The organism is Blautia sp. KLE_1732_HM_1032, from assembly GCF_025147905.1.
GTDB lineage: Bacteria > Bacillota > Clostridia > Lachnospirales > Lachnospiraceae > Blautia_A > Blautia_A fusiformis.
On record NZ_CP102266.1, the window covers coordinates 1,350,265 to 1,364,372 of the forward strand.

Below are 14,108 nucleotides of genomic sequence, written 5' to 3' on the forward strand. Positions count from 1 at the left end.
AAATGAGTGATCTGATTACCGTACAGGGAGTGGTACTTTCTGCCATGCCGGTAGGGGATTATGACAAGCGGATCGTCCTTCTCACAAGAGAGAGGGGGAAGATCTCCGCTTTTGCCAAGGGAGCGAGACGGCAGAACAGTCCGTTCATGGCAGCAGCTAACCCGTTTGTATTCGGAAGCTTTACTCTTTATGAGGGAAGGACAAGCTATAATCTGAACCAGGTCAGCGTGCAGCATCATTTTGTGGAGCTGGCCACCCGGCAGCCGGGGGTTTACTATGGATATTATTTTCTGGAGCTGGCAGATTATTTTGGCAAAGAGGGAACGGATGAGAAGGAGATGATGAATCTTCTCTATGTGACCATCAAAGCCATTTTGAATCCTCATATAGAAGACCGGCTGGTGCGCTGTATCTATGAACTGCGGACTATGGTGATCCAGGGCGTGATGCCGCAGCTGTTCCAGTGTGCGGGCTGCGGGAGAGAGCTTACGGAGGAAGAAATCGGAGAACTTTTTTTCTCCCAGGACGAGCATGGGATCCTGTGTGCGGACTGCAGCAGGATGGCCATGGACAGGAAACGGATCTCAGCGGCTGCCCTGTATGCCATGCGCTACATAGCCGTGTCCCCCCTGGCAAAGCTGTATACGTTTACAGTACGGGATGATGTGCTGCGGGAACTGGAACGCCACATTTACCGGTATACGGAGCTGAATACAGACAAGCGGTTTAAAAGTCTGGAGATCCTGGAATTGATGAGATAGATCACTGCCGGCTGCGGAATAACCGTAACGATTTATTTTTCAAAAGCAGGACAGGATGCAATGCAAATGGAAATATCCTTGAAAAATCATGAGGATACTAGTATAATAAGACCAAAAATGTAAAAAAGCAGCTTTTTCCGGAGCTTTCCGGACGCATTTGGCGGAACAGCTGCAAGTCAAGAGGAGAGAAATCATGGAAAAGACAATGGAAAAGATCGTAGCTCTTGCAAAAGCCAGAGGATTTGTTTACCCGGGTTCCGAGATCTACGGCGGCCTGGCAAACACATGGGATTATGGAAATCTCGGTGTAGAGCTTAAAAATAACGTAAAACGTGCATGGTGGCAGAAATTCATTCAGGAGTCTCCGTACAATGTAGGTGTTGACTGTGCGATCCTTATGAACCCGCAGACATGGATCGCTTCCGGACATCTTGGCGGATTTTCTGATCCTCTTATGGACTGTAAAGAGTGCCACGAGCGTTTCCGTGCAGATAAACTCATTGAGGACTTTTGTGCAGAGCATGACATTGCCATTGAGGGAAGCGTAGATGCATGGTCCCAGGAGAAGATGATGGACTTCATCAAAGAACACGAGGTAGGATGTCCGAGCTGTGGTAAACACAACTTCACAGATATCCGTCAGTTCAACCTGATGTTCAAGACATTCCAGGGTGTTACCGAGGATGCCAAGAATACTGTATATTTAAGACCGGAGACTGCACAGGGTATTTTCGTAAACTTCAAGAACGTACAGAGAACATCCCGTAAAAAGATCCCGTTTGGTATCGGCCAGATCGGTAAATCCTTCCGTAACGAGATCACACCGGGTAACTTCACATTCCGTACCCGTGAGTTCGAGCAGATGGAGCTTGAGTTCTTCTGTGAGCCGGATACAGATCTTGAGTGGTTTGCATACTGGAAGAAGTTTTGCCTTGACTGGCTGAGTGCTCTCGGACTTAAGGATGATGAGGTTCGTTACCGTGATCATGATAAGGAAGAGCTGAGCTTCTACAGCAAGGCTACCACAGATGTGGAATTCCTTTTCCCATTCGGATGGGGCGAGCTCTGGGGAATCGCTGACAGAACAGATTATGACCTGACACAGCATCAGAATATATCCGGCCAGGATCTCACATACTTTGATGATGAGAAGAAACAGAAATATATCCCATACGTTATCGAGCCATCACTTGGAGCAGACCGTATGGTACTTGCTTTCCTCTGCAGCGCTTACGATGAGGAAGTTCTGGATGAAGAGAAGAACGATGTCCGTACAGTCCTTCATTTCCATCCGGTACTTGCACCGGTTAAGATCGGTGTGCTTCCGCTTTCCAAGAAGCTTAACGAGGGTGCTGAGAAAATCTACCAGCAGCTTTCCAAGAAGTACAACTGTGAGTACGATGACCGTGGAAATATCGGTAAACGTTACCGCAGACAGGATGAGATCGGTACTCCGTTCTGTATCACTTATGACTTCGAGTCTGAGAATGACGGTGCAGTTACAGTCCGTGACCGTGACACTATGGAGCAGGTACGTGTGAAGATCGATGAGCTTGATGCATACTTTGCTGATAAATTTACATTTTAAGTAAATACATTTTTTAATAAAAAACCTCCGGCTATTTTCTGGCCGGAGGCTTTTTTTCAATAAGTCTGTTTTTCATCCGCCAGTTTCTTGGCGACATTCCGTATACATTTTTGAAAGCCCGGGAAAAATGCAGCTGATTGGGATATCCGACTGCATTTCCGATATCTGCGATAGACAGGGCTGTGATCTTAAGAAGTTCTGCAGCTTTGGTCATGCGATAGCTGATCAGGAATTCCTGGGGAGAACGTCCGATGGTGTCGTGGAAGATCTTACCGAAGTAGCTTCGGTTCAGGCCGCAGCAGGCTGCGATATCCTCAATGGAAATATCATTCTGGAAATTCTGTTCAATAAAAGAGAGCGCCTCCTTGATATAAAAATCACGGATACTTCCATCCTGTTTCATGCGGACAGTTTCAGTAGAGCGCATAAAGTAATCCAGAAAAAGCCAGGTATGTCCGATAAGATGAAAGGGTGATTCCTGGGAATTATGGCTGATATAAAGCATTTCCTCCATCATTTTCTGGCGGAGATCTGCAGAGTGGCTGTGATAGACCGGATGGTCCGGACTTAAACCTGCAGTTTCCACGATCTCTTTTGCCCGGAGCCCGTCAAATTCCACCCAGGTGTACTCCCATGGAAAGTTGGTATCTGCAATGTAGGTGTTGATCTGACCGGGAAAAAGCATGAAACCCTGGCCGCTTTTTACCTGATAGGTGATGGTCTCTCCTGCGGAATTGTCTGCCATCAGAGTTCCGGTACCGGAGATCACATAATGAAAAATATAATGGTTTCGTGCTGCCGGGCCGAATGAATGTGCCGGAGCGCAGTGCTCCCAGCCGTATTGGTATAATCCGATATCAACAAAGTTTTCATTTGGAAAAACGGAGAAGAGAAGGTCATTCATATTTTTATCCTTTAGGCGTATGATTTTGTCTGGTTTCAGTAACATTATATATTAAAACAGCAGGGAACTTCAACATATGTATAAAAATGCAATTACAAAAACAGCCTGTAAAATATACTAAAAAGAGAAGGATAATCGATAAAACTTTGTGAGAAAATTAAGTTTCTCGAGAAACTTGTTGATTTTCGATAAATTCGGAATATACTAATTTTAGATAAAAGTAGTGATATAGGTGTAAAATATATCAAAATGCTAGATGACTTTAATGAAGACAGAGAAAAATTGCATTTTGGCATAAAACAAGAAAAACACTGCTATTTATGCAAGCATAAAGCTATGTTAAAATAGCTTTCAGAAAAAAGAAACCAGAGAATAAGTATTGGAGAACCCGGATAGCCATATCAGTTAAATGGGTGATATCCGACTTATCAAATAAAAGGAAAAGGAAGGAGCATTACAAGATGCGCAACAGAAGTAAATGGATCCTCTGTATGGGACTTGCCTTTACCATGGCAGCTTCCGTTACATTGAGCGGATGCGGCACAGGTAAAAAGGACAGCGGAAAGACAGAGATCGAACTTGTGCAGTATAAACCGGAAGCGGTTAAGGCATTTGAAAAACTGGAAGAAAAATTCAATGCCACTCATGATGATATCCATCTTACCATCGAATCACCAAACGATGCTATGACTGTATTGAAGACAAGATTTATCCGTGAGGATAATCCGGATATCATTGGAATCGGAGGCGATGTTAACTTTTCCAATTTTATTGATTCTGATATGCTGATGGATATTTCCGATTATCAGGGACTGGATTCGATCAAAGATGCATATAAAGAAATTGATAAAGCGCTGGAATTCGTTCCGGAAGACGGAGTCTATGCGGTTCCTTACGTGGCCAATGCCGCCGGAATCCTTTACAATCGTGAGCTTTTCAAGGAGCATGGCTGGCAGATCCCGACTACATGGGATGAATTTATGAGCCTTTGCCAGGAAATTCAGGATGCAGGTATCCAGCCGCTTTATTTCGGATTTAAAGATACCTGGACCTGTCTTGCACCGTGGAATTCTATTGCGGTAGATCTTGCACCAGCCGATGTATGCCGCCAGGTAAACCAGGGAAACACTACTTTTGCAAAAGAGTATAAGGAAGTAGCAGACCGTATGCTGGAGCTTATCCAGTATGGACCGGATGATCCCTTTGCCTATGATTACAATGGAGCCTGCACCGCTTTTGCAAAAGGGGAGGCTGCCATGTATCCCATCGGAAGCTATGCGATCCCGCAGATCCAGAGTGTAAATCCGGATATGGATATTGATTCTTTTGTAACACCGGCAAGCAATGATCCGTCAGAAAACAAACTGAATTCTGGAGTTGACCTTCAGTTCTGTGTGATGGATGACTGTGAGAATAAGGAAGCTGCATATGAAGTGCTGGATTTCCTTCTTGAGGATGAGAATATACAGACATATCTGGATGACCAGAAGGCAGTTCCCTGTAAAGAGGGTGATTTCACACTTCCCTCTACGCTGGATGGTATGAAGGAATACATAGAAGAGGGAAGGATGGCCGACTACCAGGATCATTATTATCCTACAGAGATGGCTGTGGATGCACAGATCCAGACCTTCCTGATGAAAAAGGATAAAGATGCATTCCTGAAAAAATTTGATACAGACTGGACAAGATATAACCGTGACATTATCCGTAAAGTACAGGACTATGAGGAGAAGAACGGGGAAGGAGAGAACTGATCATGGGAAAAAAATCTATGAGTGGAAGAAAGCTGACCTTTCTTCTGATCACCATTCCGATCGTGGCATTATTTTTCTGCTTTAACACACTGCCTCTGATCAAGGGTGTGATCTACAGCTTTACAAACTTTAAAGGCTATGGAAGCTATGACTGGGTAGGACTTCGAAACTATAAGGATCTTTTTACAGACAGCCGTGTTGGCGGTTCCTATCTGTTTACCTTTAAGCTGGCCATCGTGGCAACTATCGTAACAAATGTACTCAGTCTGATCCTGGCACTTGGACTGAACAGCAAGATCCGTTTCAAGAGTGCACTGCGTGGAGCTTATTTTATTCCGAATGTACTTGGCGCACTGGTCGTAGGATATATTTTCAATTATTTCTTTACATATATCCTGCCTGCATTCGGAAAGATGGTCGGAAATAAAACATTGTCTTCCAGCATGCTTTCCAGTACGAGCCTGGCATGGGTTGCCATCGTGATCGTGTGTGCATGGCAGTCCATTGCAATGAATACGATCATCTACATTTCCGGTCTTCAGACAGTGCCGGAGGATGTATACGAGGCAGGCGCTATTGATGGTGCTACCGGATTCAGTAAGTTCCGTTACCTGACATTCCCGCTGATCGTTCCGTTTTTCAGCATCAACATGGTTCTCTGTGTGAAAAACTTCCTGATGGTATTTGATCAGATCATGGCTTTGACAAAGGGTGGTCCTGCACAGAGTACAGAATCGATTTCTTACCTGATCTATAACAATGGTATGAGTGGAGGACAGTTTGGATTCCAGAGTGCCAATGCGGTTATATTCTTTATTGTGATCGTGATCATTTCTGCAATGCAGTTGACTATCACAGGGAAAAAGGAGGAGCAGCTGTAATGAAAACGAAAGTAAGAGAAAAAGCGAACTGGCCGATAACGATCCTTCTGATCCTTGGCCTTATCACAGTGGTATTTCCGCTTTATATGACAATTGTGATCGCATTCAAGCAGCCGACAGAGATGACCAACAGTGTAGCCGGGATCCTGTCTCTGCCAGAGAAATTCAGTCTTGCCAATTTCAGGGAAGCTATGGAGGTAACAGACTTCTGGCATTCTCTTGGAAACAGTGTATTGATCACTGTGATCACAGTGGTTCTTGCTATTGTAATTCATTCACTTTTAGGTTATGCTATAGCCAGAAACAAGAGAAGTAAATTTTATAAATTTATCTATCTCTATGTAGTGAGCGGTATGTTTGTTCCGTTTGCTATCCTGATGATGCCACTTGTAAAGCAGACTGCTGAGATGGGCCTTGATAACAAAGTCGGTGTGATCATTCTTTATACGGTATTTTATATGCCTATGAACGTGCTTCTTTATTCCGGATATCTGACAAACATTCCAATGGCCCTTGAGGAGGCTGCCTGTGTGGATGGAGCCAGCACCTGGAAAACATATTGGAAGATCATCTTTCCGATCATGAAGCCGATGCATGCCACAGTGGCAGTTCTGACAGCACTTGGAACCTGGAATGATGTTATGACTCCATTGGTTATCATGTCCGGATCTACGGGTGGAACCACATTGCCTCTGGCACAGCTGAATTTCCAGACTCAGTTCGGAACAAACTATAACCTTGCGTTTGCCTCTTATCTGCTGGCACTGCTTCCGATCCTTCTGTTTTATCTGATCTGCCAGAAGCACATTTTAAATGGTGTTGTAAACGGTGCCGTAAAATAAAAACACAAGAAAAAGGAGGATTCACATATGGGAATCATCTACTGCGAGAAAGACAGAACGTTTACCCTGCAGACAAAAGAAACTACATATCAGATGCAGGTGGATCAGTACGGATTTCTTCTTCATCTCTATTATGGTAAAAAGGCAGAAGGCTGCATGGATTATCTTCTGACTTACTATGACAGAGGATTTTCCGGAAATCCCTATGATGTGGGAACAGACAGAACCTATTCCATGGACTCTCTTCCGCAGGAGCTTTCCTGCTACGGAAACGGAGATTTCCGCAGTGCATCACTGATGCTGGAAAACGGTGACGGAAGCATGAGCTGTGATATGCGTTACAAGAACTATACTATCCGTGACGGCAAATACAGCCTTCCGGGGCTTCCGGCGGTTTATGCAGATAATGATGAGGCACAGACTCTGGAGATCGTACTGGAGGATCCGGCTACCGGCGTGGAGGCCATGCTTCTTTACGGTGTACTTCCGGAACTGGATATCATTACAAGAAGCGTCTATATCCGCAATCAGAGCAGTGAGAAGATCTATGTGAACAAGGTGATGTCCGCAGAACTGGATTTTCTTTACGGAGATTATGACCTGCTTACTTTTTACGGAAGACATGCCATGGAGCGGAATCTGCAGAGAGTACCGGTGGCTCATGGAAGTCAGATGATCGGCAGTGTCCGTGGCACATCCAGCCATCAGTATAATCCGATGATGATCCTGGCAGAGAAGGACACAACAGAGGATCATGGAGGCTGCTATGCTATGTCCTTTGTATATAGTGGAAATTTCCAGGGTGAGGTTCTTAAAGATCAGTACAATCAGACAAGAATGCTCCTTGGTGTACAGGAGGAGTGCTTCCGGTATCCGCTGGAAGCCGGGGAGACCTTCTATGCACCTGAGGTGATCTTAAGCTACACAGATCAGGGAATGAACCGTCTTTCCCAGAATCTGCACAGTTGCATCCGTCATCATATCTGCCGTGGTAAATATAAGACAGAGGTCCGTCCGGTGCTGGTAAACAGCTGGGAGGCAGCATATTTTGATTTTACAGGGGAGACTTTATATAATCTGGCAAAAGAGGCAAGGAGCCTTGGTATCGATATGCTGGTTCTGGATGACGGCTGGTTTGGAAAACGTGACGATGACAACAGTGGTCTTGGGGACTGGTATGTCAATGAGAAGAAGCTTGGAGAGACTCTCGGCGGACTGGTAAAAAGAGTCAATGACCTTGGAGTGAAATTCGGTATCTGGATCGAGCCTGAGATGATCTCTGAGGACAGTGATCTTTACCGTGAGCATCCGGACTGGGCACTTACGATTCCGGGAAGAAAACCAGTGAGATCCAGAAATCAGCTGGTACTTGATTTTTCCAGAAAAGAAGTTGTAGACGGAATCTTCGGACAGATCAGTGCGGTATTGGATAATGCCAATATTGAGTACGTTAAATGGGACATGAATCGAAGCCTGATGGATGTATTTTCCGTAATGACCAAGGATCAGGGACGTGTAATGTATGATTATGTCCTGGGATTGTACGATTTTCTGGACCGTATGGTGAACCGTTATCCGGATCTTCTGATCGAGGGCTGCAGCGGCGGCGGCGGAAGATTTGACGCAGGTATGCTGTATTACACACCGCAGATCTGGTGCAGCGACAACTCTGATGCTATTGACAGGCTTCGGATCCAGTATGGCACTTCCTTCGGATATCCGGTATCGGCCATGGGAGCACATGTATCTGCAGTGCCGAACCATCAGACAGGAAGGATCACTCCGTTACATACCAGAGGTGTGGTTGCTATGTCCGGAACCTTCGGCTACGAGCTGGATCTTCTGAAGCTGACTGAGGAAGAAAAAGATGAGGTCCGCAGCCAGATCGGGGAATTCCGTAAATATGCGCCACTGATCCAGAACGGACGGTACTATCGCCTGACAGATCCGTTTAAGAGTGAGGTCTGTGCATGGGAAATCGTTGGAAATTCTCAGGAAGAAGTTCTGCTCAATGTTGTCATGGAGGAGATCCATGGAAATATGACTGTGAATTATGTGCAGCTTCGCGGCCTTGATGAGAGTGCACTTTATAAGGAACAGACTACCGGCAGAATCTATTCCGGAGCTGCTCTGATGCATGGTGGAATGCCGCTTCCTGCAGAGTTTGGGGAGTACAGAGCTTATCAGTATCATTTTGTGAGAGAATAAGAGCGTATTGAGACAGTAAGATAAATAAAAGGACCCGTCATACAGACAGCTGAAAAAGCCGATGTATGGCGGATCTTTTTTTATCATAGCTCAGTGTACGGTGATCTGATAGCTCTTGATAAATTCCTCATCCGGTTTCAGCACATTGATATTTGCTTTTTCGGAAAGAGGCTTTTCAAAACCACAGTCATCACAGCGTCCCATCCACGGCTCCAGGCATACGAAGGGAGCACCGGGTACGGACCAGATACCGAAATTCGGGAAGCCCTCACTGGTAAGTGTCAGATATGGAGTTCCGTCCGGGAAGAGGATACCGGCCTTTTGGATCTGGCCGTTATCAAAAACAAGAGCGTCTTTATCAAACATGTGAGGAGCAATGGAACAGGTTCCGTTTTCAAGGGAAAGTGTATGTGGCTCGTCAGCAAGGACTGTTCCTACAGACGTATCGATAAGGAGATAGGTAAGAGTGTCCAGGCCTTCAAAAGCAAGACGGTAATCACTCTGGGATTCGCCTTCACGTACCGGAACACGGAATGCCGGATGGCCGCCGATGGTAAAATACATAGTTTCAGAATCATTATTAACTACTTCCCAGCATACTTCCAGGTCGTGCTTCTTCAGAGTGTAGGTGATCTTCAGAGCGAAAGCAAACGGATAAACATTCAGGGTTTCTTCAGAGGACTTAAGGACAAAGGAAAGGGAAGTATCGGTGATATCCGTGCAGATAAAATCGCTGTCTCTTGCAAAGCCGTGCTGGCTGGAAGGATATTCCTTTCCGTTCAGACGCCAGATATCTTTGTAGTTACGTCCCACGTTGGGAAAAAGTACAGGCGCATGGCGTTTCCAGTAAGCCGGATCTGCCTGCCAGAGGATCTCCCTGTCATTAGTCTTGTCATAGATGCCGGTGAGTTCAGCACCGTGATCGGAAACGGAAATCTTAAGAAAGCTATTTTCAATCGTTCGTGTCATGATAAACCTCCTGTATGACAGCATTCGGGTAATATTACCTCGGAATTGCTGCATGTTTTTTTCTATTTTAGCACATTTTTCAGATGATAACGAGAAAAATACAATCTGTGAAAAATATAACTGGAAAATCTGTCATATTTCACAAGAGAAATTGCTGTTTTTTGGAAGAATAACCTTGACTAATGAAGGATAAATCTATAAAATAATTATGTGCGTAGAAAACATACATTTTTTATGTTTTAAAGAACAATAATTAGGAGGAAAATGTAAAATGGCAAAATGGGTTTACATGTTTACAGAAGGTAATGCTACTATGAGAAATCTTCTGGGCGGCAAAGGTGCCAACCTTGCTGAGATGACAAACCTCGGTCTTCCTGTACCGCAGGGCTTCACAATCACAACAGAGGCCTGCACACAGTACTACGAGGATGGCAGATCCATCAACGATGAGATCATGGCTCAGATCATGGAAGCAATTACCAAGATGGAAGGAGTTACCGGTAAGAAATTCGGTGACAAAGAAAATCCTCTGCTTGTATCCGTTCGTTCTGGTGCGAGAGCATCTATGCCAGGTATGATGGACACAATCCTCAACCTTGGTTTAAATGAAGAAGTTGTTAACACTCTTGCTGAGAAATCCGGCAATGAGCGTTGGGCTTGGGACTGCTACAGAAGATTCATCCAGATGTACTCTGACGTAGTTATGGAAGTTGGTAAGAAATACTTCGAGGAGCTCATCGATGAGATGAAAGCTAAGAGAGGTGTTAAGCAGGACGTTGAGCTTACAGCTGCTGACCTGCATGAGCTTGCTGACCAGTTCAAAGCTGAGTATAAATCTAAAATCGGTTCTGATTTCCCAACTGATCCGAAGGAGCAGCTGGTAGGCGCAATCAAAGCCGTATTCCGTTCCTGGGACAACCCACGTGCGAACGTATATCGTCGTGACAACGATATCCCATATTCCTGGGGTACAGCTGTTAACGTACAGATGATGGCATTCGGTAACATGGGTGATGACTGTGGTACAGGTGTTGCCTTCACACGTGACCCTGCTACAGGTGCTAACGGTCTGTTCGGTGAGTTCCTTACCAATGCACAGGGCGAGGACGTAGTTGCTGGTGTTCGTACACCTATGCACATCTCCGAGATGGAGCAGAAGTTCCCGGAAGCATTCGTACAGTTCAAACAGGTTTGCGAGACTCTTGAGAAACATTACAGAGACATGCAGGATATGGAGTTTACTGTAGAGCATGGTAAACTGTATATGCTTCAGACACGTAATGGTAAGAGAACTGCACAGGCTGCTCTTAAGATCGCTTGTGACCTCGTTGATGAGGGAATGAGAACTGAGGAAGAGGCTGTTGCAATGATCGATCCTCGTAACCTTGATACACTTCTTCATCCGCAGTTCGATGCAGCTGCTCTTAAAGCTGCTACACCGATGGGTAAAGGTCTTGGTGCTTCTCCAGGAGCTGCTTGCGGTAAGATCGTATTCTCTGCAGAGGACGCTGTTGAGTGGGCTGCAAGAGGAGAGAAAGTTGTTCTTGTTCGTCTTGAGACATCCCCAGAGGATATCACAGGTATGAAAGCTGCTCAGGGTATCCTGACAGTTCGTGGTGGTATGACATCTCACGCAGCTGTAGTTGCTCGTGGTATGGGATCCTGCTGTGTATCCGGATGCGGCGATATCGCTATGGATGAGGAGAACAAGAAATTCACACTTGCTGGTAAAGAGTTCCATGAAGGAGATGCAATCTCCATTGATGGTACAACAGGTAACATCTATGACGGACTTATCCCGACTGTAGATGCTAAGATCGCTGGTGAGTTCGGACGTATCATGGGATGGGCTGACAAGTACAGAACAATGAAAGTTCGTACAAATGCTGATACTCCTGCTGATGCTAAGAAAGCTCGTGAGCTTGGTGCAGAGGGAATTGGTCTTTGCCGTACAGAGCATATGTTCTTTGAGGGCAACAGAATTGATGCATTCCGTGAGATGATCTGCTCTGAGACAGTAGAGGAGAGAGAAGCAGCACTTGCTAAGATCCTTCCGGAGCAGCAGGGAGACTTCGAGAAACTCTATGAGGCACTTGAAGGAAATCCTGTAACAATTCGTTTCCTTGATCCGCCACTTCATGAGTTCGTTCCTACAGAGGAAGAGGACATCAAGAAACTGGCTGATGCTCAGGGCAAGACTGTAGAGCAGATCAAGACAATCATCGCTTCCCTTCACGAGTTCAACCCGATGATGGGACATCGTGGATGCCGTCTTGCTGTTACTTATCCAGAGATCGCTAAGATGCAGACAAGCGCTGTTATCCGCGCAGCTATCAACGTTAAGAAGAATCATCCGGATTGGAACATCAAACCGGAGATCATGATTCCGCTTGTTGGTGACATCAAAGAGCTTAAATATGTTAAGAAATTCGTTGTAGAGACAGCAGATGCTGAGATCAAAGCAGCTGGTTCTGACCTTGAGTACGAGGTTGGTACTATGATCGAGATCCCGAGAGCAGCTCTTACAGCTGATGATATCGCTAAAGAGGCTGACTTCTTCTGCTTCGGTACAAACGACCTTACACAGATGACATACGGATTCTCCCGTGATGATGCTGGTAAGTTCCTTAACGCATACTATGATGCTAAGATCTTCGAGAACGATCCATTTGCTAAGCTTGACCAGACAGGTGTCGGCAAACTTATGAAGATGGCTATCGAGCTTGGAAAACCGGTTAACCCGAAACTTCACGTAGGTATCTGCGGTGAGCACGGTGGAGATCCGTCTTCCGTAGAGTTCTGCAACGAGATCGGACTTGACTATGTATCCTGCTCACCGTTCCGTGTACCGATCGCTCGTCTTGCAGCAGCACAGGCAGCAATCGCTAAGAAGAACGCATAAGTAAGAATACATTTCAGGCTGAAGTTTCAGTCTGAGCATATATAAAGCTTCTGGCAGTCTGTAGAAATACAGATTGTCAGAGGCTTTTTTTCTTTATGATATTTTTTGAAGTATTCCGACGGTTTACGAAAAATAGGATTCATGGTATCATGAAAGAAACAGGGCAGATAAAGCCGGAGGATAAGGAGAATTTTATGAATCAGGAATCACAGACACCTCATAAGAGACGTGTACGATATAAAGGAAAATATCCGAAGAAATTCGAGGAGAAATATAAAGAGCTTCAGCCTGAAAAGTATAAGGATACCATTGAACATGTGATCAGCAAGGGAAACACACCGGCTGGAATGCATATTTCCATTATGGTAAAAGAGATCATTGATTTTTTGGAGATCAGGCCGGGACAGGTTGGATTTGATGCTACACTTGGTTACGGTGGGCATACAAAGGCCATGCTGGAATGTCTGAGAGGTCAGGGACACATGTACGCCACGGATGTGGACCCGGAAGAATCTGCCAAGACAAGAAAACGTCTGGCAGAGCAGGGATTCGGAGAAGATATCCTGACAATTAAACTCCAGAATTTTTGCACCATTGATGAGATCGCAGAGGAAGTTGGAGGCTTTGATTTTATCCTTGCGGATCTTGGGGTGTCTTCTATGCAGATCGACAATCCCAAGAGAGGGTTTTCCTTTAAGGTGGATGGTCCTTTGGATTTAAGGCTGAACCAGGAAACCGGGATCAGCGCAGCACAGCGTCTGGATACCATTTCAAGAGAAGAGCTTGCCGGAATGCTGGATGAGAATTCCGATGAGCCGTACTGTGAGGAGATCGCGAAGGCCATCACAGATGAGATCCGAAGAGGAAACCACATAGATACCACTACGAAGCTTCGTGAAGTCATTGAGAAGACATTGTCTTTCCTTCCTGAAAAAGAGAGGAAAGACACGGTGAAAAAAACATGCCAGAGAGTTTTCCAGGCACTGCGTATTGATGTGAACCGGGAATTCGAGGTCCTCTATGATTTTATGGAAAAACTTCCCGGAGCGCTGAAGCCAGGCGGCCGTGTAGCAATCCTTACCTTCCATTCCGGAGAGGATAAGCTGGTAAAGAAAGCCTTAAAGCAGGGTTATAAAGACGGCATCTATTCCGAATATTCAAAAGATGTGATCCGTCCTTCCGCACAGGAATGTGCACAGAATGGGCGCGCCAGATCCACGAAGATGCGCTGGGCTGTGAAGGCCTGAGTGAAGAGTGAAAGAGCAGTTCTGATACAAATACAGAAACAGAAAAATC

Annotated in this window: 10 protein-coding genes; 8 read left to right on the forward strand and 2 right to left on the reverse strand. The window is 45.4% G+C overall.

The window, feature by feature from the left end:
* Positions 1-2 precede the first annotated feature (2 nt).
* Both recO and NQ489_RS06430 read left to right on the forward strand, forming a co-directional pair.
* Entirely contained in the window at positions 3-761 is a 759-nt protein-coding gene (gene recO / locus NQ489_RS06425) for a DNA repair protein RecO (protein WP_021651010.1), read from the forward strand.
* A gap of 193 nt (positions 762-954) precedes the next feature.
* Complete coding sequence (locus NQ489_RS06430) at positions 955-2,349, forward strand: glycine--tRNA ligase (RefSeq protein ID WP_044961194.1); 1,395 nt, start codon at positions 955-957, stop codon at positions 2,347-2,349.
* Positions 2,350-2,380: 31 nt separating this feature from the next.
* Here the strand turns inward: NQ489_RS06430 and NQ489_RS06435 are convergent, their stop codons facing one another.
* A complete protein-coding gene (locus NQ489_RS06435) occupies positions 2,381-3,253 on the reverse strand; it encodes an AraC family transcriptional regulator (protein ID WP_044961192.1) in 873 nt (290 codons plus the stop codon).
* Between the two features lie 461 nt (positions 3,254-3,714).
* Between NQ489_RS06435 and NQ489_RS06440 the strand changes: the two genes are divergently transcribed.
* The 4 genes from NQ489_RS06440 to NQ489_RS06455 are packed head-to-tail and all read left to right on the forward strand — an operon-like array spanning position 3,715 to position 8,941.
* Positions 3,715-5,010 carry an ABC transporter substrate-binding protein gene (locus NQ489_RS06440; RefSeq protein ID WP_015525814.1) on the forward strand — a complete coding sequence of 432 codons (1,296 nt, stop codon included), beginning with the start codon at positions 3,715-3,717 and terminating at the stop codon, positions 5,008-5,010.
* A gap of 2 nt (positions 5,011-5,012) precedes the next feature.
* Positions 5,013-5,891 carry a carbohydrate ABC transporter permease gene (locus NQ489_RS06445; protein WP_021651005.1) on the forward strand — a complete coding sequence of 293 codons (879 nt, stop codon included), beginning with the start codon at positions 5,013-5,015 and terminating at the stop codon, positions 5,889-5,891.
* Positions 5,891-6,733, forward strand: a complete 843-nt coding sequence (locus NQ489_RS06450; protein ID WP_021651004.1) for a carbohydrate ABC transporter permease — start codon at positions 5,891-5,893, stop codon at positions 6,731-6,733. The genes NQ489_RS06445 and NQ489_RS06450 overlap by 1 nt, the downstream gene beginning before the upstream one ends.
* Positions 6,734-6,760: 27 nt before the next feature.
* Positions 6,761-8,941: an alpha-galactosidase gene (locus tag NQ489_RS06455; protein WP_021651003.1), complete on the forward strand. Its 2,181-nt coding sequence runs from the start codon at positions 6,761-6,763 to the stop codon at positions 8,939-8,941.
* Between the two features lie 90 nt (positions 8,942-9,031).
* Here NQ489_RS06455 and NQ489_RS06460 read toward each other — a convergent pair whose 3' ends face one another.
* Positions 9,032-9,910, reverse strand: a complete 879-nt coding sequence (locus tag NQ489_RS06460) for an aldose 1-epimerase family protein (RefSeq protein ID WP_015525818.1) — start codon at positions 9,908-9,910, stop codon at positions 9,032-9,034.
* Positions 9,911-10,181: 271 nt separating this feature from the next.
* On the opposite strand from NQ489_RS06460, the gene ppdK reads away from it, so the two are divergent.
* Positions 10,182-12,812, forward strand: coding sequence for a pyruvate, phosphate dikinase (gene ppdK, locus NQ489_RS06465; protein ID WP_015525819.1), 2,631 nt, complete (start codon positions 10,182-10,184; stop codon positions 12,810-12,812).
* Between the two features lie 194 nt (positions 12,813-13,006).
* A complete protein-coding gene (gene rsmH, locus NQ489_RS06470; protein WP_044961218.1) occupies positions 13,007-14,059 on the forward strand; it encodes a 16S rRNA (cytosine(1402)-N(4))-methyltransferase RsmH in 1,053 nt (350 codons plus the stop codon).
* The last annotated feature ends 49 nt before the right edge of the window (positions 14,060-14,108 follow it).

What these genes read in the sequence shown, in the direction of transcription:
- NQ489_RS06430 (WP_044961194.1), top strand. Translation starts at nt 955, where the DNA reads ATGGAAAAGACAATGGAAAAGATCGTAGCTCTTGCAAAAGCCAGAGGA.
- NQ489_RS06445 (WP_021651005.1), top strand. Translation starts at nt 5,013, where the DNA reads ATGGGAAAAAAATCTATGAGTGGAAGAAAGCTGACCTTTCTTCTGATC.
- ppdK (WP_015525819.1), top strand. Translation starts at nt 10,182, where the DNA reads ATGGCAAAATGGGTTTACATGTTTACAGAAGGTAATGCTACTATGAGA.
- NQ489_RS06460 (WP_015525818.1), bottom strand. Translation starts at nt 9,910, where the DNA reads ATGACACGAACGATTGAAAATAGCTTTCTTAAGATTTCCGTTTCCGAT.
- recO (WP_021651010.1), top strand. Translation starts at nt 3, where the DNA reads ATGAGTGATCTGATTACCGTACAGGGAGTGGTACTTTCTGCCATGCCG.
- NQ489_RS06440 (WP_015525814.1), top strand. Translation starts at nt 3,715, where the DNA reads ATGCGCAACAGAAGTAAATGGATCCTCTGTATGGGACTTGCCTTTACC.
- NQ489_RS06435 (WP_044961192.1), bottom strand. Translation starts at nt 3,253, where the DNA reads ATGAATGACCTTCTCTTCTCCGTTTTTCCAAATGAAAACTTTGTTGAT.
- NQ489_RS06450 (WP_021651004.1), top strand. Translation starts at nt 5,891, where the DNA reads ATGAAAACGAAAGTAAGAGAAAAAGCGAACTGGCCGATAACGATCCTT.
- NQ489_RS06455 (WP_021651003.1), top strand. Translation starts at nt 6,761, where the DNA reads ATGGGAATCATCTACTGCGAGAAAGACAGAACGTTTACCCTGCAGACA.
- rsmH (WP_044961218.1), top strand. Translation starts at nt 13,007, where the DNA reads ATGAATCAGGAATCACAGACACCTCATAAGAGACGTGTACGATATAAA.